Annotated in this window: 25 protein-coding genes; 17 read left to right on the top strand and 8 right to left on the bottom strand. The window is 42.1% G+C overall.

The features are described from left to right. Positions 1-58: 58 nt before the first annotated feature. Positions 59-709, bottom strand: a complete 651-nt coding sequence (locus tag ACMUMQ_RS01475) for an NUDIX hydrolase (RefSeq protein ID WP_414680284.1) — start codon at positions 707-709, stop codon at positions 59-61. 8 nt (positions 710-717) lie between these two features. Further along, positions 718-2127, bottom strand: coding sequence for an aminodeoxychorismate synthase component I (pabB, locus tag ACMUMQ_RS01470; RefSeq protein WP_414680283.1), 1410 nt, complete (start codon positions 2125-2127; stop codon positions 718-720). A gap of 88 nt (positions 2128-2215) precedes the next feature. Between pabB and ACMUMQ_RS01465 the strand changes: the two genes are divergently transcribed. From ACMUMQ_RS01465 to ACMUMQ_RS01445, 5 genes are all read left to right on the top strand, one after another. Further along, a complete protein-coding gene (locus ACMUMQ_RS01465) occupies positions 2216-3085 on the top strand; it encodes an alpha/beta hydrolase (protein WP_414680282.1) in 870 nt (289 codons plus the stop codon). 70 nt (positions 3086-3155) lie between these two features. Continuing rightward, positions 3156-3668, top strand: a complete 513-nt coding sequence (locus ACMUMQ_RS01460; RefSeq protein WP_414680281.1) for a GspH/FimT family pseudopilin — start codon at positions 3156-3158, stop codon at positions 3666-3668. Continuing rightward, a complete protein-coding gene (locus tag ACMUMQ_RS01455) occupies positions 3665-4039 on the top strand; it encodes a hypothetical protein (protein ID WP_414680280.1) in 375 nt (124 codons plus the stop codon). Before ACMUMQ_RS01460 ends, ACMUMQ_RS01455 begins: the two co-directional genes overlap by 4 nt. Further along, positions 4036-4926: a hypothetical protein gene (locus ACMUMQ_RS01450; protein WP_414680279.1), complete on the top strand. Its 891-nt coding sequence runs from the start codon at positions 4036-4038 to the stop codon at positions 4924-4926. Before ACMUMQ_RS01455 ends, ACMUMQ_RS01450 begins: the two co-directional genes overlap by 4 nt. Continuing rightward, entirely contained in the window at positions 4926-5468 is a 543-nt protein-coding gene (locus tag ACMUMQ_RS01445) for a hypothetical protein (RefSeq protein WP_414680278.1), read from the top strand. The genes ACMUMQ_RS01450 and ACMUMQ_RS01445 overlap by 1 nt, the downstream gene beginning before the upstream one ends. Here ACMUMQ_RS01445 and ACMUMQ_RS01440 read toward each other — a convergent pair. Next, positions 5465-5728, bottom strand: a complete 264-nt coding sequence (locus ACMUMQ_RS01440; protein WP_414680277.1) for a PP0621 family protein — start codon at positions 5726-5728, stop codon at positions 5465-5467. The two genes, ACMUMQ_RS01445 and ACMUMQ_RS01440, sit on opposite strands and share 4 nt — an antisense overlap. A gap of 73 nt (positions 5729-5801) precedes the next feature. Here ACMUMQ_RS01440 and ACMUMQ_RS01435 point away from each other — a divergent pair, with 73 nt between their 5' ends. From ACMUMQ_RS01435 to ACMUMQ_RS01405, 7 genes are all read left to right on the top strand, one after another. Then, a complete protein-coding gene (locus ACMUMQ_RS01435; RefSeq protein WP_414680276.1) occupies positions 5802-7439 on the top strand; it encodes an NAD+ synthase in 1638 nt (545 codons plus the stop codon). Between the two features lie 1232 nt (positions 7440-8671). After that, entirely contained in the window at positions 8672-9298 is a 627-nt protein-coding gene (locus ACMUMQ_RS01430) for a hypothetical protein (RefSeq protein WP_414680275.1), read from the top strand. 132 nt (positions 9299-9430) lie between these two features. Next, the gene (locus ACMUMQ_RS01425; RefSeq protein ID WP_414680274.1) at positions 9431-10786 is read left to right on the top strand and encodes a hypothetical protein; all 1356 of its coding nucleotides are present in this window, start codon (positions 9431-9433) and stop codon (positions 10784-10786) included. Between the two features lie 95 nt (positions 10787-10881). After that, positions 10882-11295: an MAPEG family protein gene (locus ACMUMQ_RS01420; protein WP_414680273.1), complete on the top strand. Its 414-nt coding sequence runs from the start codon at positions 10882-10884 to the stop codon at positions 11293-11295. Positions 11296-11380: 85 nt separating this feature from the next. After that, on the top strand, positions 11381-11992 hold the full coding sequence (locus ACMUMQ_RS01415) for a LysE family translocator (protein WP_414680272.1): 612 nt from the start codon (positions 11381-11383) through the stop codon (positions 11990-11992). Positions 11993-12000: 8 nt separating this feature from the next. Then, positions 12001-12405, top strand: a complete 405-nt coding sequence (locus tag ACMUMQ_RS01410; RefSeq protein ID WP_414680271.1) for a DUF1801 domain-containing protein — start codon at positions 12001-12003, stop codon at positions 12403-12405. 202 nt (positions 12406-12607) lie between these two features. Further along, positions 12608-13072 (top strand): metal-independent carbonic anhydrase family protein, encoded by a 465-nt coding sequence (locus tag ACMUMQ_RS01405; RefSeq protein ID WP_414680270.1) that lies wholly within the window; start codon positions 12608-12610, stop codon positions 13070-13072. An 89-nt stretch (positions 13073-13161) separates the two neighbouring features. Here ACMUMQ_RS01405 and ACMUMQ_RS01400 read toward each other — a convergent pair whose 3' ends face one another. From ACMUMQ_RS01400 to ACMUMQ_RS01390, 3 genes are all read right to left on the bottom strand, one after another. Then, positions 13162-13803, bottom strand: a complete 642-nt coding sequence (locus ACMUMQ_RS01400; RefSeq protein WP_414680269.1) for a DsbA family oxidoreductase — start codon at positions 13801-13803, stop codon at positions 13162-13164. A 294-nt stretch (positions 13804-14097) separates the two neighbouring features. Beyond that, a complete protein-coding gene (locus ACMUMQ_RS01395) occupies positions 14098-14532 on the bottom strand; it encodes a bactofilin family protein (protein ID WP_414680268.1) in 435 nt (144 codons plus the stop codon). Continuing rightward, entirely contained in the window at positions 14436-15386 is a 951-nt protein-coding gene (locus ACMUMQ_RS01390) for a peptidoglycan DD-metalloendopeptidase family protein (RefSeq protein WP_414680267.1), read from the bottom strand. The genes ACMUMQ_RS01395 and ACMUMQ_RS01390 overlap by 97 nt, the downstream gene beginning before the upstream one ends. Positions 15387-15554: 168 nt before the next feature. Between ACMUMQ_RS01390 and ACMUMQ_RS01385 the strand changes: the two genes are divergently transcribed. Both ACMUMQ_RS01385 and ACMUMQ_RS01380 read left to right on the top strand, forming a co-directional pair. Continuing rightward, entirely contained in the window at positions 15555-15821 is a 267-nt protein-coding gene (locus ACMUMQ_RS01385; RefSeq protein ID WP_414680266.1) for a DUF1294 domain-containing protein, read from the top strand. A gap of 243 nt (positions 15822-16064) precedes the next feature. Next, positions 16065-17063 carry a branched-chain amino acid aminotransferase gene (locus ACMUMQ_RS01380; protein ID WP_414680265.1) on the top strand — a complete coding sequence of 333 codons (999 nt, stop codon included), beginning with the start codon at positions 16065-16067 and terminating at the stop codon, positions 17061-17063. Between the two features lie 86 nt (positions 17064-17149). Here ACMUMQ_RS01380 and ACMUMQ_RS01375 read toward each other — a convergent pair whose 3' ends face one another. Next, a complete protein-coding gene (locus ACMUMQ_RS01375) occupies positions 17150-17683 on the bottom strand; it encodes a hypothetical protein (protein ID WP_414680264.1) in 534 nt (177 codons plus the stop codon). Positions 17684-17854: 171 nt separating this feature from the next. On the opposite strand from ACMUMQ_RS01375, the gene ACMUMQ_RS01370 reads away from it, so the two are divergent. Next, the gene (locus tag ACMUMQ_RS01370; protein WP_414680263.1) at positions 17855-18133 is read left to right on the top strand and encodes a hypothetical protein; all 279 of its coding nucleotides are present in this window, start codon (positions 17855-17857) and stop codon (positions 18131-18133) included. A gap of 98 nt (positions 18134-18231) precedes the next feature. Here ACMUMQ_RS01370 and ACMUMQ_RS01365 read toward each other — a convergent pair whose 3' ends face one another. Further along, a complete protein-coding gene (locus tag ACMUMQ_RS01365; RefSeq protein ID WP_414680262.1) occupies positions 18232-18768 on the bottom strand; it encodes a CpxP family protein in 537 nt (178 codons plus the stop codon). 195 nt (positions 18769-18963) lie between these two features. Here ACMUMQ_RS01365 and ACMUMQ_RS01360 point away from each other — a divergent pair, with 195 nt between their 5' ends. Together ACMUMQ_RS01360 and cpxA are read left to right on the top strand one after the other, a co-directional pair. After that, complete coding sequence (locus ACMUMQ_RS01360) at positions 18964-19650, top strand: response regulator (RefSeq protein ID WP_414680261.1); 687 nt, start codon at positions 18964-18966, stop codon at positions 19648-19650. Further along, positions 19650-21029 (top strand): envelope stress sensor histidine kinase CpxA, encoded by a 1380-nt coding sequence (gene cpxA / locus ACMUMQ_RS01355; RefSeq protein WP_414680260.1) that lies wholly within the window; start codon positions 19650-19652, stop codon positions 21027-21029. Before ACMUMQ_RS01360 ends, cpxA begins: the two co-directional genes overlap by 1 nt. The last annotated feature ends 8 nt before the right edge of the window (positions 21030-21037 follow it).

The raw sequence follows: 21037 nt of genomic DNA, 5'->3' as shown, positions 1-21037 counted from the left end.
GCTAATCTAGGAAGCTTTTTTTAGATAATTTTTTTAGAAAGTCGATAAGGAAGAACGACTAACGAATGTGCTCTGCTAGGGTTTGGTAAAGCCCAAATAGAATACCTGCGGTGACGCCCCAAATCCGAATGTCTTGGTATTCAATTTCAAAATAACCACGGGAAATCGCATCGAGCTTTTTCTTTTTAAAACGGTAATTTTGCGGCGTGAGCAAGTGACGCAATGGCACCCAATGAACAGATTTTACCTCGTCTTCACAAAGGCTCAATTCACTTCTTCGGGTCATTTCTGCAATGATAGGCTTGATGCAATAGCCAGAAATGGTGCAATACTCTCCAAGTTCGCCTAATAAATCGAAGCAATCTGGGGCTAATCCTACTTCTTCTAAGGTTTCTCGTAGTGCTGTGTATTGAATGCTGGCGTCGTCTGGGTCGTGTTTGCCGCCAGGGAAAGCGATTTGTCCAGGGTGGTTTCGCATGTGCAGTGCGCGCTGGGTTAAAAGCACGTAGAGTTCACCATCTTCTGGTTTGCGCCAGATTGGAATCAGTACTGCAGCTGAGCGGTAGTCTAAGTCATATCCATCTGGAAAGAGTTCTCTGTCCGGATTATGAATCTGCTGCGCATAAGGCGCTCTGTCTAGCGCGGCGCGAATTTCCTCTAAGCTCAGGTCGATAGGAGGAGCATTTAAAAACTGCTCTATGTCACTCATTGTACGGCCTACTTCAAAAAGACGTGTTCTAGAGTATGGGTCAATTTACCTACTTTGGTAAAGGTTTCTTGATATTCTTCTTGGCATTTTGAGTCGGCAACCAATCCACCGCCAGCCCAACAATGCAAATTTCCATGGTCGGCAACCAATGTTCGTATGCTAATACTGGAGTCCATTTGTCCGTTGGAACTAAAGTAAGCAATGGAGCCACAATAAGCAGAACGCTGATGAGGCTCTAATTCGTCGATGATTTCCATAGATCGAATTTTTGGAGCGCCAGTAATAGAGCCGCCGGGGAAGCTTTGGTGGAACACACGAATGGCTTGGTCAGCTTGGTCTATTGCACCTTCCACGGTAGACACTAAATGATGCACATTGGCATAGCTTTCTAAGGCAAACAGTTTTGGCACCTTGATGCTGCCGGTTAAACAAGTGCGACCAAGGTCATTACGCAACAAATCGACAATCATTAAATTCTCGGAGCGATTCTTTTCCGATGCCATGAGCCAATCTGCATTGGCTTTGTCTTCTTCTGGCGTGGCGCCGCGAGCAATGGTGCCTTTGATTGGTTTAGATTCAACGCGGCCTTTATCGCACAATAAAAAGCGTTCAGGTGAATGGCTTAGCAAGCTTTGCTCTGGCGACACTTCAAGATAAGCAGAAAAAGGCGTCGGACAAACATCACGCAATGCTTGATAAGCGGTAAAAGTGTCACCTTGGTAAGTGCTGGAAAAGCGTTGAGCTAAATTCACTTGATAGCAATCACCGGACTGAATGTACTCTTGTACCGCCGCAAATTTTTCCGCGTAATCGCCTTCAGTCATGTTGGAGGAAAAAGGCGTTTTAAGGGTGAAGTCTTTTAAAGTTTCAGATTTAGCAGAGGTAAAGCGTTTGACTAGCTCTTCTGTTTCTTTATCAGAACACCAAGGCGTGAGAACCAATTGGGTGGTTTTTTCTTGATGGGAACTAATCACTGCCCAAGCATAAAGTCCCATATCTAACGAGGCTAACTGAATGTCATGTTTGACTGTATCTGGCAGCTTTTCGACAAAATGGCCGCTTTCGTAACCGTAATAACCTAGCAAACCGCCAGTAAAAGGCAGTTCTTTCGAGGCAGATTTCGCCCAAGGTTCTTGGCAAATTAATGTCATTAATTCGTTTAACAAATCCATTGGGTTATGAGTGTTTTGTAACTCATAAACTGGCGTGTCTCGCCATGTAATCAAGTCGTTTGAAGTGTCATCTTGTGATGGGCGAATACGCGCCAAAGGGTCCGCGACCAAAATATCGTACTGGGTATCGGAGAAATGCTCGTGATTACTGTCGAGTAAAGCAGGGTAGGGCAAATCTCTTACGGCAGAAAAGAAAGACAGTAAGGATGTCTGATAAGGGAGATTAACCCGTTTGATTTCTGACATTTTTTATCAATACCTAGTAATATGTAGTCATGTTTTTAATAGCAAATATTGTATTCTTTTAAATAGGTTCCTCACAGGTTAATTACAAGTGTCTGAGACTTTTTTTCTTACTTTACCCAGTGCGCGTCTAGCGTATCGTCTTTATGAAAATCCCAATGCCCAAACAGATCGAACCTGTTTGTTGTTGCATGGCGCAGGTGTCGCGGGGGAAATTACCTATTCGCCTATGTTGCCTTATCTCACACAATGGCGCTGGATGTTGGTGCCAGATTTAAAAGGCATGGGAGATTCCTTTCATCATCATGGTGAAGAAGAAGCTGTGACGATCGATGAATTAACCGATGAGATAGAAGCTTTATTGGCGCATCTTAAATGGGATGATTTCGATGCGGTGGCGTATTCGTTAGGTGGCTTGGTTGCTTTGAACTTGAATTATCGCCGTCAACAGCAAGGCAAAACAAAAGCCAAAATGGCCTTGTTAGAGCCCGCTTCTTTGGATCGAGAAGACTTATCGAATTTGATGGAAGTACGCTTGAAGTATCGTCATGCGTCAAAGCTAATCCGTGAAACAGGCGATGTGGAATTGGGTGTGGCACAGTTTATGGACGGCGTTTCACCGAACCGTCGAAAGCACCCTGTGGCGGAAGCAACCACGCAATCTCGTCTTGCTCATCGTCCTTTTGGCTTTGCTTATGCGCTGGATGCGGTAACAAACCATGTTGAAATAATGAGCCAAGAACCAAGCTTAAGAGAAGCGCTAATCGATGCATCGGATCAGGTGTTTCTTTTCTCAGGTGAGCTAAGCCATGAAGCGCTAAAGCAGCATTATGAATTGCTGAATCAGAACAAAGCAGAATGGGAACACAAGGTCATGAGTGCCTGTGACCATTCCTTGCCGTTCCAAAAACCAAGACAAATTGCCAATCACATCAATAAATGGTTTGCTATGAGTAGCTGATTAGGACAGTGAATCACACTCTTCATTAGAGCAAGGATGCTCGAAGTGATCGAAAATAAGGAGGTTTTCAATGCTGCAACAAAAAGGCTTTTCTCTGCTAGAAATGCTCTGTGTTCTAGCCATTCTCAGTGTTCTTGCTTATGCAGGCTCGGCGCAATTCCTAGCTGCCAGTCAAGATACGCAAGATCAAACTCTTCTAAATAATGCCATTAATGAATTATCCGATGCCTTGCTGCAAGCCCGTCAGTTGGCGGTCGTCAGTGGTTCGCCCAGTTTCGTTTGTGGTGGTTTAGCGTGTGACGGAAATTGGTCTTCTGGCTTTATTTTGTATCAAGGTGATGAATCAAGTTCAGACTATATCTCGTATCGCTCTACTGCCTTTCATGATCTGTTGGCTGTGTCTTGGGCTGGCTTTCCTGTTAACAAACAGCAAATCGAATTTCACAGTAATGGCTTATCTGGCTATCAAAATGGCACCTTTGAATTTTGTCTAGGAAGTTGGCAAGCAACGCTGGTTCTTAATCAAAGTGGTCGATTTTACAAAACGGATATTCAGGAAAAAGACGAAGGTGATTGCTTATGAAATTTCACTCTTTTTCTGGCGGCATTTCTCGTAAATCACAACAGGGCTGGATAATGCTAGAAGTCACTTTGTGTTTCGCTTTGCTGGCATTTGTATTGCACCTTGTTCAAGTTCAAAGCCAAACCCAGTGGCAATCCATTCAGTTAGCAGAAAACCAAAGAAAGCTTGAAGAAAACCAACAAAAGCAGGCCTTGATGGAAATGCTGGTTGTAGAGCGAAACTGGTCTGCGGACGACGACAGCCAAGATAGCGATTCTTACCCCGAATGTCAGGAATGTACTGGCAGCCAATTAGAGCGTTGGTTTTATGCTTCGCAACATGACTTGTCTGAAACCTATTTGTCTGAAACGGGCTTGGAGGGCGAAGAATGAAGTCACAATTAAAAGGCAGTTTGCTATTGGAGTTGCTGGTGGTGTGTTTGCTGATTTCCCTGTTCTTGCCGTTTTTAGTCGCTGCGTTAGGGCGCTTGCAAGAGCGGCATTTTCTAGCGCAAATTTATCAAGATCAGCACAAATTTAAAGCCGCTATAGATGCTCATTTTAACGCCCAATGGGCGCGCTTGGTGCCGTCGAATTGTTACGATGGCAGTGATATGTTTTTAACCATAGGCTCAGGAAGCGCAAAGCCTGATCGCCTGTCTTCACGTGTGGTAATGGCCACTTCGGATTGGTTAAAAGGTGCGGATTATGGTTCGTGCAGAAGCGCATTAACAATATCAGAGAATCCATTCTCAACGACGCTCGATTGTCATTGGCAAGCCGGAGACAGCGTTACTTTCTCCAACTGCGCTGCGCAGTTTCATGGACAAGTATTGTCTGTCACCAGCACTCAGACTCAAATACAGCTCATGGATGATAAAGCTATTGGGCAATCAGGTGTTCTGGAAAGCCAAGACGGTTTCTATTGGTATTTATCGCCCGGTAAAAACGGCGGAACCGCTTTTTGGCGAACTCCGGAAGAAAGTGGCAATTCATTGGAGTTATTAAACGGAATAGAGCGTTTAGCGATTTTCCCTTTGTTAGATGAAAACAACGACGGCTCAGTTGATACCTTGGTCAAAAGCTATGGCGATTTTAATCTAAAAACGCTGCGAGGGTTATGGATAGAGTATCAATATGCTTTGGATGATTGTCAGTCTGAAAGAGGTGCTCAGTTAGAACAAAGCTACTTTTCAATGCGAGGCGAGACTTGGGCTTATACTTCCCCTTGCCAGAACATTGGCAATCAAATAATCGTCTTAAAAGGAGGAAGTATTTGATGTCTGTTTCTCCTTCCAATTCTTTTTTAAGCTCTTTTATAAACAATCAAAAAGGCTGGGTTTCATTGCCCATTATTGCGCTTTTATTGGCGATATCCAGTTTATCGACCCACTTTCAAAACACCATGATTGCGTCTTATCAATGGCGCGGTCAGTTGACTGATTTAGAGGAAGATCAGCAAATATGGCGAGACTTCATAGACAACTATGTGACTTCTCCTTCTTTTCATCTGGCGATGCTAAGCGACTGCGTTGGTTTTTGTGATCTGGCTGAGCAACAAGCCAGCGATGAAGAAAGTACTTGGAGCAAAGATGGGCAAATATTACGGTATCAATGGTCTCGTTATGATCTGAGTGAAGATAAAGATAAAGATAAAGATAAAGATGAAGACGAAGACGAAGAAGAAGAGAGCGAAGGCGAAACAACATCAGTCATCCAAACGTCTTACCGACTCTGCGCCACACAAAACCAGCAAGCCTATTTATGCTGGTGGTGGCGCGATGGAAAACTGCTTTCGAGCGGTTGGGTTGCCGTGAATTAATCAGACTTTTTATTGAAGTCTTTTAAATGCTCTGCGGAGCAAAATGGACGAGCTTCTTGGTCATGAATAGCGTGGGAACGAGGCGTGAAAGTTTGGCATTCTGTGCAACGAACCATGCTTTCTTGTGCCTCTTCTTTTTTGGAAGATTTGGCTTTTTCTGATTTGGTAGGGGATAGCCCACCTTTAAACGTGATAAATTTGCGGTACAACCACCAAGCGATGAAAAAAATCGCAATAAAAACGATCAAACGGACGATCATAGACTTTACCTAAGTTGTGTAATTCCAGACAATAAGCAGCATAATCTAACAGAGTTTACGAGATAGCAACTGTATGACATTACGAATTGCAATGGCCCAGCTCGACATGCTGGTCGGCGACATTACGAAAAACACTCAATCGGTTATTGATGCGGCGAATAAAGCCCGCGACGAAGACAAAGCCGATGTGGTGGTTTTTCCTGAATTGACCTTAACAGGCTATCCGCCAGAAGATTTACTGCTTAGACCCAGTTTAGATACGCGCATCGAAGCGGCGCTAGAAACTTTATTAAAAGAAGTGAAAGACATCTATTTGGTGGTGGGTTATCCGCGCCGTATTGATGGCGAGCTTTTCAACTGCGCCAGCGTGATTTACCAAGGCAAAATGCTGGGCGAATACGCCAAGCAAAAGCTGCCAAACTTTCTCGTTTTTGATGACAAACGCTATTTTAGCGAAGGCCAAGAAGCCGTTATCGTAGACATTAAAGGGGCAAAAGTTGGTTTAAGTATTTGTGAAGATATTTGGCATCCAGAGCCGATTGCGCAAGCCAAAGCCGCTGGCGCTGAATTAATTTTGAATCTCAACGCATCCCCTTATCACATCGAAAAAATGGGTGAGCGCGAAGCCTTATTGCACCAACGTGCGACGGAAGTCAACTTGCCTATCGTCTATGTGAACTACATGGGCGCTCAGGACGAATTAGTCTACGAAGGTGGCTCTTTTGTCGTGAACGCCAAAGGCGATAAAGTCATGCAAGCGCCTTGGTTCGAAGCGGGCTTGTATTGTGTTGATATGATCATCAACGACGATCAACCTAATAAAGTTGAGCCAGTTTCGGGCGCCATTGCACCAGCGCTTAGCGAAGAAGCCAGCGTTTACCAAGCCATGGTTTTGGGATTGCGTGACTACATTGAGAAGAACCGTTTCAAAGGCATTGTGCTGGGCTTAAGTGGCGGTATCGATTCAGCCTTGTCACTTGCTGTGGCGGTAGATGCCATTGGCGCAGACCGCGTACAAGCTGTGATGATGCCATACACTTACACTTCTTCTATCAGCTTGCACGACGCGGAAGAAGAGGCGAAATTGCTTGGCGTGAAATACAGCGTATTGCCGATCGAATCTATGGTGTCGGCATTCTCTGACGTGCTCGCGCCAGAGTTTGAAGGCTATGGAAAAGACACCACAGAAGAAAACCTACAAGCTCGAACTCGCGGCGTGACCTTGATGGCGATCTCCAATAAAAAAGGCTACATGGTTCTTACCACAGGCAACAAGAGTGAAATGGCTGTGGGTTACGCAACACTGTACGGCGACATGGTCGGCGGTTATTCCGTCTTAAAAGACGTGTTCAAAATGCTCGTATTCAGACTGTGCCGATACCGTAATACACTTGGTTACGTGATCCCTGAGCGAGTTATTACTCGCCCGCCATCCGCGGAACTGGCTCCAGATCAGAAAGACGAAGACTCCTTGCCAAGCTACGACATCCTCGATGAAATCTTGCGCATGTACATAGAAGAAGACCAAAGCGCAGAAGCCATACTTGCCACGAAGAAATTCGACCGAGAAACCGTGTACCGCGTCCTTCGACTTGTCGACTTAAACGAATACAAACGCCGCCAAGCACCAACCGGCGTCCGCATCACCGCCCGAGGCTTTGGCCGCGACCGCCGCTACCCAATCACCAACGGCTGGCACATCGGAGAATAAACTCTTCATCACAGTTTCTTCCCCTTTTGTCTTAAAGGGGAAGACGGAAGATGGGGTTATGGTGTTTGGGTATTTGAAAATGACATTCCTCCTCGAAACTACCGCCTACCTCAGCGGAATGTCATTTTTCAAACGCCTCAAATTAAACTACAAACCTTTTCGTAGGTCGGGATTTATCCCAACAATAATCACATGACACTATGTAAAATATTGTCGAAATGAATTTCGACCTACACAGCCAAATTGTCGTGCGTTCCCCCAAGGGTCGAACCCCTTTTCTATCCGTAAAACCTTTAATGAATAAAGAACCAATTGAAAAGGGCTTTGACCCTACGGATCAGTTTCTTCCCCTTTTGTCTTCAAGGGGAAGACGGAAGATGGGGTTGTAGCGTCTGGCATTTGAAAATGACATTCCTCCTCGAAACTACCGCTTACCTCAGTGGAATGTCATTTTTCAAATCCCTCAAATTAAACTACAAACCTTTTCGTAGGTTGGGATTTATCCCGACAATAATCACATGACACCATCTAAAATATTGTCGAAATGAATTTCGACCTACACAGCCCAACTGTTTTGCGTTGGTTTAACAAAAATTAGCCAAGGATCGAACCCCTTTTCTATCCGAAAAACCTTTAATGAATAAAGAGCTAATTGAAAAGGGCTTTGACCCTGCGGATCAGTTTCTTCCCCTTTTGTCTTCAAGGGGAAGACGGAAGATGGGGTTATGGTGTCTGGGTATTTGAAAATGACATTCCTCCTCGAAACTACCGCCTACCTCAGCGGAATGTCATTTTTCAAACGCCTCAAATTAAACTACAAACCTTTTCGTAGGTCGGGATTTATCCCGACAATATCCAATATCCACCGAACAGAAAACGTAGATCACGACTAAGGGAGGCACCACCGTAATCTGACACTGAAAGCGCAGCTTTCACCTTCAATACTCATATCTGTGACTAAAATCGATACTGGAAATCAAAACCATCTCACGCTACATTAACGCCATAACGGAATGAAATGACAGAGACTTACGGACGTTTTATCTACCATAAATCCTTCCCTTTTATTCTTTTTTTAAATAACGCGCATGCTCGTTTTGCCAGTTTTTAATTTTGTGAATAGCTTTATAAAGCACTGAAAACTCAGTTGGTTGTAGAGATGTCTAGAGGATTTTTTAAATCTGTGAACGGGCATGCGCACTATTAAAATGTTAGGCATTTAAGGATGAATCATGACTTCTGAGCATAAATTCCATTCATATGTGACCGTTGCTACTGTAATGGTTATGTATTTCATGATTGAGAATGTTGCTCCTCTTCTCAATGAGTTCGGTGTAGCTAAACCAATTGTAACGTTACTTTCAGCGGTTGGTATTTACAATTTATTTGCCAAAATATTATCGAGTCTAGCTCGGAATTGGTTGTGGCTTAAAAAGCACTTGTTAGGTGCAACTTTCCTTAATGGAACTTGGGTTGGTGAGTTTAAAGCCATTAACAATGAAAAAATCATAACCGTTGAAGTTTTCGACCAGACTTTAAATCACCTTGTTATTCGTGGTGAAGCTTTTAAAGAAAACGGTGAGTCTTACGCCCAGTGGACCTCTAAGGCTACCTTTATTAATGAAGCTGATGGTGTTTTAACCTACACCTATATATGTGACAAAGATGATAATAAATCTACGTTGCAGGGTGTATGTGTTTTCAATTTTGAGAGAGAAGCGGCACACTTACCACCTACATATATCAAAGGGTATTCAACTGATGTTATAGACGGTGTTAGAACTAGCAACCGAGAAAAGAAAATAGGAGACAAGCTTCTGCCTCTACTAGAAGCATTTGAATTGGCAAAAAATGCCTAACAAACTGTTAAACAAGGACAAAAAACAGTTGGTTTTTTGCTCCTTCGTAGCTTATTTAAACCAACTATTTTATTGCCTGTTAACAGGGCGTTAGTTATGCAGTGAGTAAGAGAATAATATACTGGAGACGAAATGAATCGATGGAAAGAAGCCTTTGAAAAGCATCCTATACATGAAACGCTTTCGTGGCTGGATAACGCAGCTAGCTCGAATGTTGAAAACCTTTCTGAAGGTGAGGTTGAGGAGCAGCGTCGTCTAAAAAAAATAATTGAGAGGTATCGGTTGGTCTTGGCATTGGTTGACCCTGAAATAGTTCCGGTTAACCAGGTAGATTCGTTAAACAATCAGTTGCGCCATCAGAATGTCACTAATCAGGTTAACGCCTATATCCAAAATGGTAAAGCAGCCTATTTAGTTGCTATTAATGATCATGTCTCTAAAAATCTTACACAATTATCTATAATTCAAGCCCTTTCCGATGATTCTGAATCACTAGAAAAAATGTCCTACATTGACAGCGTTGTGGATAGCACCATTAACGGACTATCTGTAAAAAAAGAAGCTCTTGATGCGCAGTTGACTAAAGTTTCTTCTTTAACTGAGGAACAAGTTAAAAAGCTCACTTTACTTTCAGAAGAGATAGAACAAAAGAAAGCTGAGTTAAGTAAACTTACATCGGAGTGGCAAAACCAATTCTCGTCCGCACAAGATTCCAGAAGCCAAGAGTTTAGTAAGTGGAGAGATACTTTCGCCTCAGAGAAAAGCAAAGAAGTGCAAGAAATAATTGATAAGCACGATGCAGCTCTAGATAGCCAGGAAAATATGCTTAAGACGGAGCTAGATCGAGTTATAGAAGATTCCAAAGTCAAACACCAGTCTATACTAAATTTGTATGAATTGACGGCTGGTGACAGTGTTGGAGCGGCATATATTAAAAGCGCAGATGACGAAAAAGATCAGGCCAATCGATGGAGAAGTGTATCGGTCGGCTTTATCTGTGTCACAGTTATATGGCTAGTATTTTCGTTTTTCTATAATTCGGAATCTTGGGGTAATATTGAAGCAGTTGAAAATGTATTGATTTCACAAGAAGGTAACGAGGAAAATCAATCAAGTGAAGCTGTTTCGGAAATGGCTAGCATGGAGTTAAGCCCATCGCAAAACAACGACTTTTCTTGGCATATAATGCTTATCGCCTTTTCTATATCAGGAGTTCTTCTATGGGGCGCTGCCTATTCCGCGCAGCAATCAACTAAGCATAGAAATAACGAAAAAAGAGCCAGATGGTTTACGTTGGAAGTGAAAGCCTTTGACCCATTCATCAATTCCCTAGAGCTACCGCAACAGCAAGAGCTTAAAAAGCAATTAGCTGAGCGAATCTTCGGTCAGAATTCAACAAATGACGAGGATTCAAAAGTAGTTGACGAACACGCATTGAGGGTAGTTGCCGATGCATTTGGGAAGGTACTTTCAAAGTTGCCAAAATGATTACTAACAAGTCACTGTACTCGGAAATTTTACTCGCTTCGCTCTCAAAATTCCGGTGAGTGAGGCGTTATATTTTTATCAGGTCTTGATTTTATATGAATGATTTAATGTTATATCCAATGTTTTTAATGGTTGTTTTAACGTTCATTATTGCTTGTATTACGCTCAAAGCTAGGTTCGATAGCGTTAAAAATAAAACGGTAAAAACTAAATTTTATAGTTTAATGGATGGTCAGGAGGTTCCTGACATAATCACAAAAACGACTCGTAATTTTAACAATCAATTTGAAGTGCCTGTATTATTTTACGTGGTATGTTCTTTGTATATCTTCTGGGGAATTAATAGCTATTTTGCTTTAATCGTTGCTTGGCTATTTGTTGTTTTACGTGTTGTACATTCATATATTCATTTAACTTATAACCATGTTTTCCATCGTATGATTACGTTCTGGCTTTCACTGTTATGCGTTATGACATTATGGGTAAACTTGTTGCTACAAAAAGTTTAGAGATGTTGAGCTGGTCGCCGCTAAGTCAATGTAGAAGGGTGCTAACTCGTCGACTGATTGATGTTTTATCTATGAAGGGGTGTGTATGGAAAGTTATATGATCTATGTGGGTGTTGCCATTGCGACCATCCTTTTGCCTGGACCTGCTGTCATGTTAACGCTCAATAACGCCATTCAAAGAGGGTTGCTGAAATCCTTAGCAGGGATACTAGGTGTGTCTTTGGCGATACTCTTGGTCGCTACGATTTCGGCCACCAGTTTAGGTGTCATACTGGCGAGTTCAGCCATTGCGTTTAATATAATAAAAATTGCTGGCGCTGCTTACCTTATTTATTTGGGCGTCAAAATATTACGTAGTGAGGTGGCTAATAATCCTATCATTAAAGCCAAAGAGAGCTCTCTGTTAAGGTGTTTTATTGAGGGCTTTCTCGTTTCTATTTCGAATCCAAAAGCGGTGATTTTCTTTATGTCGATCTTTCCTCAGTTTATCGATGTGACTCAAGAGTATGCGCCTCAATTTGTTTTATTGGCCGCCACCTTTAGTGTCTTGGTGATAGTGATTCATACCATTTATGCTGCTTTTGCCTCTTTTGCTAAATCAAAACTTTCGTCTAAGAAGGGCAACGCTCTTCTTAATAAAATAAGCGGAGGGGTTTTTGTCAGTTTTGGTGTGGGTTTAGCCGCATCCAGTAAATAGAGGATTCAATGAACAAACTCGTCAAAGATCGATTCGATGAATTCCCAGAAAATGCTCGTATTAGGCTAGAGGCATTGCGAGGTCTCGTTTTTGACATTGCATCTGAGTTGGATCTTGGTGAGGTTGAAGAATCTTTAAAATGGGAAGAGCCAAGTTACAATGTCAAAACAGGCAGTCCGCTAAGGTTGGACTGGAAGACGAAGTCTCCTGATCATTATTATCTCTTCTTTCATTGTCAGACTAAGTTGGTGGATACCTTTCGCGAACTCTATAGCGAGGAATTAGAGTTTCAGGGAAATAGAGCGATTATCCTGCCTTTGTCGAAGCCCTTGCCAGAAGCCATCATCAAACAATGTTTAGAGCTGGCTTTAACTTACCAACAGCGTAAGCATTTACCTCTCCTTGGTGCGTGAAAAGTTGTTTGTTCTGATTAAAGAAAGCTCGGCTTTCTCCTTTTTCTTTCATAATTTAATCTTATTTCACCCACGATTATTGGTGTTATCGTATGGCAGAGTTACTTATCATTTACGTTAAGCATTACGGAGCATTTTAAACGGTGTTTCTGTGTGTGATTGAATCGATACAATGAAGCCTCTAAAGGAAAAGTATACTTCTATGTTTACAAAAGAAATGGCACATACAGCACTGCAAACTTGGTGCGACAACGTCGTAAAAGTTGGACAAGTTCATGCGGAAGGTGGTGACGCTCAAGCGTTTTCTCTGAAGGTGTTATCTGAGAATTATGACTACGATAACGGCCACGTATTATTCAAGCCAACTCTTACATTTGGACAGCAAACCTTTCGCCCAACGAAAGAAGGCGCGCTTTCTTACTTTGTCGGTGGGAACAGTGAGTTTCCTGACGATACAGGTTTTAAGCTTAAGCCTTGGGTAAAAGTTTGGTACAGCAAGGAAGATTTTATATTGCATAACGACCTAGCGATTGTGCAATGTAATGTGCACTTTATCGGTGATGACGATAGCCACATTTTTGTTAACAAAAGCTTTGTTTTCAAAGAGTGTGACGACGGTAAAGTTCGTATTATTTTGCATCAATCTTCACTTCCTTATCAGCCTTAAAGTCAGCATGACTTTGCTCAGATAACGAGTGAATTGGCGTACGCAGGATATTGGCTCTGCGTACGTCAAACTTTCTACAAGAGTGACATTTAGCCCGCCAATGCAGACTCTAATAGTTGTTTAAACGATTCTACTGGGTGCGCGCCAGCAATGGCATTTCTACGATTCACAACCACTGTTGGCACAGAAGAAATGCCCATTTGTTGCCATTGTGATTCGATTTGTTGAATGTGCTGAGCGGAGCTTGTGTTTTCGAGTCGCGCTTTTGCTTCATTCACATCTAAACCAACGGCTTCGGCTTCTTTTATCAAGATTTCACGATCTGACACGTCTTTATGTTCGGTGAAAAAGGCCGAGAAAAAGCGTAATTTCATCTCTGTCTGTAAGTCGCATTCTTTCGCGTATTCCAATAAAACATGCGCATCGCGTGTGTTTACAATCTTCATCTCTGGGAAATAGTCAAAGTCGAAACCAACTTCTTTGCCGCGAGCTGTCATCTCTACGCGAAATTGTGCGCTGCTTTCAGGTGTTGAGCCGTATTTGCGAGCAGAGTGCGCGCTTAATACTTCGCCTTCTGCTGGCATGTCTGGATTCAGTTCAAATGGCTGCCATTCAATCTCAACTTGATCCTGCACACCAAGTTCTTCAATGGCTTTTTCCAAATTACGATACCCAATGATGCACCAAGGACAAACCACATCAGACACAATGTCTATTTTCACTTTACTCATAATAAAACCCACTCACGATTCAAATAGTCTAGATAGTATTAATATAAAACGTATTGGGCGAAGGGAGTGAGTAAATAAAGTGAACAATCGTTCAAGGTGGGATGGAGAAATCAATACTACTTCTTTGAAATGACATGGTTATTATTGATATGTATTGTTTTTATTCTGAATGGGGACTTTTTAATTACAAGGTAAAAAAATGGATTGAACTAAGGGGTTACTAGCAAAAGTGAAGTGAAAACACTTGATGAATTGTCAGTATTTTTTATCTAATCAAGTGGTTCTCTCGTGTTCTTACGTAACTTGACTATAACTTAGGTCGTTAGTGTCTTGCTCTGCTTCGCTGTGCTCAATGATGTTTTGTTCATTTGCTAGCTCTTCTGGTGGCTTGGTAACCCCCATAAACTTACCGCCAGATTCGATACTCAGGTTGTCACTGTAAACCGTGCCTGTGACTCGGCCAGAGCTGAGTACTTCAATGTAGGTGGCTCGGCAAACACCTTCAAATGTGCCGTTAATGATAAGGCGCTCGGTAAGAATTTCACCTACGACATTGCCTGTCTCACTGATTCTCAGTAGATTTTTTACTTCAATTTGTCCTTCAACGTATCCGTCAATTTGAAGCTGGTTTTCTACTTTAATGTGTCCGTTGATTGAGCAGCCTTCTGCGATGAGAGTTGTAGTTGATGACTGACTCTTAACTCGATTGTTCCCACCAAAGATTCCCATCCTATTCCTCTTACGTTTTTGAAAATTGAATCAAAATTATCGACATCCCAATCCAAAAAAGGTTTCGGATTAAGCGCTCGCCCAATAAACCTTACTTCATAATGAAGGTGTGGCCCAGAAGATAAACCACTATTTCCTGAATAAGCAATGATATCGCCTTTTTTTACAAAGTCGCCTTTATTAGCGGCGAACTTACTTAAATGAGAGTAGGAACTGGAAAAACCATGAGCATGAAAAATGCGTAGGTAGTTTCCAGAGCCTTCATTGCTTGGTCGGGTCACTTCAATGACACCGTCAGCAGGTGCATACACTGGTGTGCCTGTGTTTACTGCAAAATCCTGTCCTCGGTGAAATTTTTTGATACCAGTAACAGGGTGTATTCTTTCTCCGTAACCAGAGGAGGTTCTCGCGTTTTTTACAGGAGCGCCACTGGGAATCTGAGTGAGCATGATAATACGTACGGACGAGTGAATGGCGGCTGTGTCTAAGCGTGATTCAAGCTCACTAGTCGCATCGTTTTCCATGCCTAACAGGTTTTCTAAATCGCCCAATCGGTCAGAGACCAATTGCATTTTTTCTTCCCGTTCTAGTAGATCGCTTTCTAAGTTGGTTTTGAGCTCAGTTAAGGCGGTAAGCTCACGACTTAAAGAAGATGATCTTGTTTCCAGCTCATTTTTTTTGATCTTGGCAAATTCGGCTTCATTAACTAGGTAATAAATCACGCCAGCCATGACGACCAGAGCAATAATGATGGCGTAACTAATAATTTTAAATGTATGGCGAAAACTCTTTCCAAAACTAAAGTGCTTGCTTCCATGAACCGAAGAAATGGAAATGGTTAAGTGGTCTTTCATTGCCTGTTTTTGTCACCAACATAAAAATGATTGTTTAGGTATACAATAGAACATTTGCCTTTGTATAGTTTTTCTTACATATCAAAAGCGGCCTTTACACTTGAGACAAGTTTTTATTCAACTGTAGATGAGCGATAGACTCGATAGGAATCTGATAGAAGTTTTTAGATGATATTTTTAGCGTATTACTTTGCTTTCTTAAGTGTGCTGACTTTCTTTATTTACGGTATTGATAAATACGCCGCAAAAAGAGGAAGCCAGCGTATCAGTGAACGCACCTTACACATCTTATCGTTTCTGGGGGGATGGTTTGGTGCTATGTTTGGTCAAAGTGTGTTTCGCCATAAGACTAAAAAGCGCCGTTTTCAGGTGGTGTTTTGGTTGACTCTTGTTGCCAATATTCTTATTTCAATGCTTTTTATCTGGATCCTGTAGGAGCTGGTTTTAAAGTGTTTTTATGGTTCTAATTCTTAGACTGTTGATGCTAGGAATGAAAAAACGTGCCTAAGGTGCAAAAAGGTGTGATTTTATCTGGCTGCATGAAACGATTTACTTTCCTCAATCTGCTTTCCCCTTTAATATCTTGTCATTGGGTCGTAACGTGGAATTTTAGAGTCTTACTTTTTTTGCTTTGAATTTGCTGTTACTCGTAATCATTTATTTATATAGGAAACAAAAATGGCGGCTTTTGGTAGCGTGTTCATGCCTAAAATGGCATTAGCAACATTTGAAAACAATCAATGGAGTGAAGCAAACCTAGTCTCTTCGGATAGCATTCAATTGCATCCTGGTGCGCATGTGTTGCATTACTCAAGTACCTGCTTTGAAGGTTTGAAGGCTTTTCGCCACGCTGATGGTAGTGTGCACGTATTTCGAATGGACCAAAACATTAAGCGCTTAGCGCAAAGTAGCCGTTTGTTGTCATTGCCTGAGTTGGATGAAGCTCAGGTTACAAAAATGATTTTAGATGTTGTTGCTGAATTCGCGAGTGAAGTACCTGAGTCACCAGAGTCTATGTATATTCGCCCAACACACATAGGCACAGAAGCAAATGTAGGCAAAGCAGCAGGCGCAACAGCGGCTTCTATGTTGTACGTATTGTTGTCTCCAGTAGGTGATTACTTCACCGGCGGCGCAAAAGCATTGCGTCTTTTGTTGGACGAAGCCGGTATGCGTTGCGCACCTCACATGGGTATGATCAAAAGTGGTGGTAACTACGCCAGTGCATTAGGTCCGATGAGGAAAGCTAATGAAGAAGTAAAAGCTGACCAGGTTTTGTTCTGTCCAAATGGTGATGTACAAGAAACTGGTGCAGCAAACTTCTTGTTGATTGATGGCAACGAAATCATCACCAAAGGTTTGGATACGTCTTTCCTACATGGTGTGACTCGCTCTTCTATTTTGACGTTAGCGGCAGATTTGGGCATGACGGTAACAGAGCGTGATTTGACTGTTGCGGAATTGCTAGAACGTGCCGCGAAACCAGAAGTAGAAGCTGTATTGTCTGGTACAGCAGCGGTATTAACTTCTGTCGGTACGTTTATTCACAATGAGAAAGAATACAAAGTGGGTTCTGGTGAGCCTGGGCCAATCGCAAATAAACTTCGCCAAGCATTGAATGATATTCAATGGGGTAAAGCAGAAGATACTCATGGTTGGTTGACAAAAGTAAGCTAATTTGGTCTTTACAAATGATTTAGTTGATCTAAAAAGGGCTGAAATAGATTAAATTTCAGCCCTTTTTAGTTTCTCTGTTATCTCTGTTAGAAGTTCAATCTTGCAGAGAATGATACAACATTGAAGCTGTCATGATTGGCATAGTTTGCAGAAAGTGAAGCGTTCCCTGCTAAGTAATAAGCCAGGCCAATTTTAGTGTTACTTAGGCCGTCAGTATCATCACCTGTGTATTCAGATAGAGATAATCTAAGCTCTAAGCGTTCTGTTAATTGTGCATTAACGCCAGCGGTTAAGCTAAAGTCTGAGTCAATAAAGTCAGGATCATAATCATTAAAATGAACAAGACCATAAAGATAGCTTGCACTGCCTACTTCGATATAATCACCCACACCTATTCTTGAAATTTCAGTACCTCCATACTCAGCCAATTCTAATGAAAGCAATGGCACTATAGGTGTTTCAAAAGTGAGAGCGAGAGAGGAATAGTCATCACTACTACCGCTATCATGATCCATGTCGCCTATTGCATATTCTATATATGATACAGTTGGCTCTGCATTTACACCGATGGATATCGCTGTAATAGCGACAGCTAAACCTGTTTGGATAAGTTTCTTCATTCTTTACTCCGTTAAATACTGATTTTAAAAGTTGGGTGATACGGTTAATTTCTACCTACTTTAAATTCAACGGCAATAAGCTAGAAAACTTTAATTTAGTATTAAAAATTGCCATGATGTGATTGTTTAATGGTATAAAAAAGCACTTAAGATATATGAAGGTTTGTTTATATGAGAAGTGTTATGAGAAAACTCTGTGCTCCGATTTTGAATATGTTTGAGTCTGGGGAAGGGGAATACGATTATAAAAAGTCTCACCGTACGATTTTGCTGGTATTAGGTCTGCTATGTTTTGTTATTGCCACGGTATCCTTGGTGTTTACATTGAAAACAGGCGAGTTCGCAGGAATCATTCCAATTGCTGTTTTTGGTATAACGGGCATCGTATGTGAAATTGTTGGGTTATTGGGTAGTGATCAGGCTGTTGCTAGGATTTGGAAGCGCCGTTGATAGAATCGATAGCTTAAGAAACATAAAAAAGGCGATTCACTGTTAAGGTGAGTCGCCTTTTTGCTAACTAGGGGGAGCGTTTTTGCTATTTAGAGCAATTATTTACGGTCTTTACCCTTGTGCATTTTTTCAGCGCAATTGTCTAAACGTTCTTCCTGAAGCTCAACGAATTTTTCTTTTTGCTCAGGTGTCAAAATGCTGATCATTTGGTATTGCTTGTTCAGCATACTCACTTGGCGTTTGATGTGCTTTTGAGCCATTTCTTGTGCGATTTTAGTCGCTTCAGCTGGATCAAACTTGTCTGCTAATAGTAAGCCGTTTAGTTGTTCAAGCTTTTGCTCTTGAGCTTCTTTGCGCTCTTCAGGAATGCCGTTTTCTTCGCGATCTTCTCGAGCTACTTTACGCTCTTCTCTATCTGCTTTGCGGTCTTCTTTGTCCGCTTTGCGTAACTCTTTTAGTTGATCTTTTTGAGCATCAGTCAGTTCTAGTTGTTTCAAGATGCCGCGGTCTAGACCTGGGAAGCATTGTCCGTCTCCGCCTTTATGGTCTTTTCCGCCAAAAGCCAACGCGCTACCAGCACTTAATGCGAATGGAAGAACAACAGATGCTAAGATGATTTTTTTTGCCATTTTCATATTCATTTCCTTCTATATTGTAGGTTGGTATTCGTTATTGCGCTGTGTGTTCAGCGAATAGGGATAGAATAGAGTTTGTTAGGTAAAGTGGCGTATTGCTAAGGTAAAGTATCGTAAAGGCCTGATTATTGTTGTCATTTCAACGTAAAATATACTTAATGACTTGTCTCTTTAATCATTTTTCAGGAAAAGCACATGCCACATATATTAATCATTGATGACGACATTGAGTTAAGTGATTTACTTAAAGAAGTGTTGTCGTTTGAAAATTGTACAGTCTCTACCGCCTATGATGGGATGGAAGGATTAGATGCAATGGATGAAAGTGTGGACTTGGTTTTACTTGATGTAATGATGCCTAAACTAAATGGCTTTGAAACCTTAAAGCAGCTGCGCGAAAAATGGGACGTTCCCGTGTTAATGCTAACAGCGAAAGGCGATGAAATAGACCGCGTAGTTGGGCTTGAGCTTGGAGCAGATGATTACTTGCCTAAGCCGTTTAGTGAGCGTGAACTACTAGCAAGAATTCGTGCCATATTACGAAGAACTCAAGTCACCAAAGCTGGGACTCAAAATGACTTTGTTATGTATCGAGACATTAAACTTTACCCTGGTCGATTAGAAGCTTATTGCAATGGTGATCTTTTGGATTTAACCAGTACGGAGTTTGCTTTACTGCATTACTTCCTACTTAACCCTGGGCAAGTACTCACGAAAGAAGTCTTGAGCTTAGAAGTTTTAGGGAAGCGTTTGGCAGCATTTGATCGAGCAGTAGATATGCATGTATCTAACTTAAGAAAGAAGTTACCAGATTGGCCGAATGGCAAACCGAGGGTCAAAACATTGCGTGGTCGAGGCTACTTATTGGCTGAGGGGGAATAATGAAACTACCCAAAATCACCAGTTTGTATGGTCGTATTTTCGCTATTTTCTGGTTCACCATGTTCTTAGTGATTCTGGCTGTGCTGGCTTTACCGCGTTTAGATCCTCGATTAACCAAAGACATTTCACCACCTCATTACAGCGATATGCTTCAGGTGAGAGATAGAATTGAGCAAGAGTTTGTCAAAAGCAAAGAGCTTTATTCCGTCATTGATGAAATAGAACGCCGCTCGAAACGTGGTGACGAAGACAGCAAACTGCGTTTGTATATTACGGACCTTGATGGTGAGATTCAGGTTTGGTCTCGTCGGTCTGACTTCACATTGAGAATGTTACGAAACTTCGTTACTCGAGTAGAAGATCCTCTTAAGCCCCAACAAAAGTTATATGGCAGAGTCATGTTATCAGGGCCTTTCCCGATTAAGCTTGGCGATGAAGATCGTCTTCTTTATATCGGAGTTAAAAAGAGTGAGCCACCAAGTTTCCTATTGCAACTGTTTGATCAACCATTTCGTCTACTTTTAGCGGTTATGTTGGTCAGTACGCCTTTACTTTTATGGCTTGCTTGGGCGTTAAGTCAGCCTGCTCGTCGATTGGAAAAAGCAGCGCAAAGAGTGGCTCAAGGTGTGTTTGAAACGGACCCTAGTTTGGAAAAAGGCACCTCTGAATTTCGCCAAGCGGGAGAAAGCTTCAACCAAATGGTGGAAGCGGTGAACAACATGATTTGCCGACAACAGCGGTTGTTGTCGGATATTTCTCATGAATTACGTTCGCCATTAACCCGATTGAGAATGGCACAGGCGTTGGCCACAAGAAAGCAGGGTGAGAGCACGGAACTGACTCGGATTGATACGGAAGCTCAGCGACTTGAGCAAATGATAGGTAAGCTGCTTGAGCTATCAAGTATGCAAGTAGACAACCATACAAACAGAGAAGCACAGCCGCTTTCTAGCTTGTGGGAAGAGCTGCTGACAGATTGTCAGTTCGAAGCCGAACAAATGGGCAAAGCACTCCATGTGTCGGCGATTCCAGATCGCTCTATTGTTTGTTATCCGCAGCTTTTGATGAGTGCGCTGGAGAATATTGTTCGTAATGCGATTTCTTATAGTAAAGATGAAATATGCGTTGATATGAGAGAAGAAGCGAAAGCGTTACATATCCGTATTGAGGACAATGGTGAAGGGGTTCCTGATGAAGAATTGGAATCTATCTTTAGGCCTTTCTATCGAGTGTCAACGGCTCGTGATCGTCACAGTGGTGGAACAGGTCTAGGTTTGGCCATTACAGAAAGTGCGATTCGCCAACATAATGGTTCTGTGTCCGCATCTCGTAGTGAATTGGGTGGATTGTTAGTTGAAGTGACCTTGCCATTGGTGTGACTTAACCC

The organism is Marinomonas algae, from assembly GCF_047525555.1.
Taxonomy (GTDB): Bacteria; Pseudomonadota; Gammaproteobacteria; order Pseudomonadales; family Marinomonadaceae; genus Marinomonas.
Note: the sequence above shows the minus strand (reverse complement) of the source record. Positions and strands in the feature narration are given on the sequence as shown.

Coding starts and splice junctions, on each gene's coding strand:
- ACMUMQ_RS01475 (WP_414680284.1), bottom strand. CDS start 709: ATGAGTGACATAGAGCAGTTTTTAAATGCTCCTCCTATCGACCTGAGC.
- pabB (WP_414680283.1), bottom strand. CDS start 2,127: ATGTCAGAAATCAAACGGGTTAATCTCCCTTATCAGACATCCTTACTG.
- ACMUMQ_RS01460 (WP_414680281.1), top strand. CDS start 3,156: ATGCTGCAACAAAAAGGCTTTTCTCTGCTAGAAATGCTCTGTGTTCTA.
- ACMUMQ_RS01455 (WP_414680280.1), top strand. CDS start 3,665: ATGAAATTTCACTCTTTTTCTGGCGGCATTTCTCGTAAATCACAACAG.
- ACMUMQ_RS01450 (WP_414680279.1), top strand. CDS start 4,036: ATGAAGTCACAATTAAAAGGCAGTTTGCTATTGGAGTTGCTGGTGGTG.
- ACMUMQ_RS01445 (WP_414680278.1), top strand. CDS start 4,926: ATGTCTGTTTCTCCTTCCAATTCTTTTTTAAGCTCTTTTATAAACAAT.
- ACMUMQ_RS01440 (WP_414680277.1), bottom strand. CDS start 5,728: ATGATCGTCCGTTTGATCGTTTTTATTGCGATTTTTTTCATCGCTTGG.
- ACMUMQ_RS01435 (WP_414680276.1), top strand. CDS start 5,802: ATGACATTACGAATTGCAATGGCCCAGCTCGACATGCTGGTCGGCGAC.
- ACMUMQ_RS01430 (WP_414680275.1), top strand. CDS start 8,672: ATGACTTCTGAGCATAAATTCCATTCATATGTGACCGTTGCTACTGTA.
- ACMUMQ_RS01425 (WP_414680274.1), top strand. CDS start 9,431: ATGAATCGATGGAAAGAAGCCTTTGAAAAGCATCCTATACATGAAACG.
- ACMUMQ_RS01420 (WP_414680273.1), top strand. CDS start 10,882: ATGAATGATTTAATGTTATATCCAATGTTTTTAATGGTTGTTTTAACG.
- ACMUMQ_RS01415 (WP_414680272.1), top strand. CDS start 11,381: ATGGAAAGTTATATGATCTATGTGGGTGTTGCCATTGCGACCATCCTT.
- ACMUMQ_RS01410 (WP_414680271.1), top strand. CDS start 12,001: ATGAACAAACTCGTCAAAGATCGATTCGATGAATTCCCAGAAAATGCT.
- ACMUMQ_RS01405 (WP_414680270.1), top strand. CDS start 12,608: ATGTTTACAAAAGAAATGGCACATACAGCACTGCAAACTTGGTGCGAC.
- ACMUMQ_RS01400 (WP_414680269.1), bottom strand. CDS start 13,803: ATGAGTAAAGTGAAAATAGACATTGTGTCTGATGTGGTTTGTCCTTGG.
- ACMUMQ_RS01395 (WP_414680268.1), bottom strand. CDS start 14,532: ATGGGAATCTTTGGTGGGAACAATCGAGTTAAGAGTCAGTCATCAACT.
- ACMUMQ_RS01390 (WP_414680267.1), bottom strand. CDS start 15,386: ATGAAAGACCACTTAACCATTTCCATTTCTTCGGTTCATGGAAGCAAG.
- ACMUMQ_RS01385 (WP_414680266.1), top strand. CDS start 15,555: ATGATATTTTTAGCGTATTACTTTGCTTTCTTAAGTGTGCTGACTTTC.
- ACMUMQ_RS01380 (WP_414680265.1), top strand. CDS start 16,065: ATGGCGGCTTTTGGTAGCGTGTTCATGCCTAAAATGGCATTAGCAACA.
- ACMUMQ_RS01375 (WP_414680264.1), bottom strand. CDS start 17,683: ATGAAGAAACTTATCCAAACAGGTTTAGCTGTCGCTATTACAGCGATA.
- ACMUMQ_RS01370 (WP_414680263.1), top strand. CDS start 17,855: ATGAGAAGTGTTATGAGAAAACTCTGTGCTCCGATTTTGAATATGTTT.
- ACMUMQ_RS01365 (WP_414680262.1), bottom strand. CDS start 18,768: ATGAAAATGGCAAAAAAAATCATCTTAGCATCTGTTGTTCTTCCATTC.
- ACMUMQ_RS01360 (WP_414680261.1), top strand. CDS start 18,964: ATGCCACATATATTAATCATTGATGACGACATTGAGTTAAGTGATTTA.
- cpxA (WP_414680260.1), top strand. CDS start 19,650: ATGAAACTACCCAAAATCACCAGTTTGTATGGTCGTATTTTCGCTATT.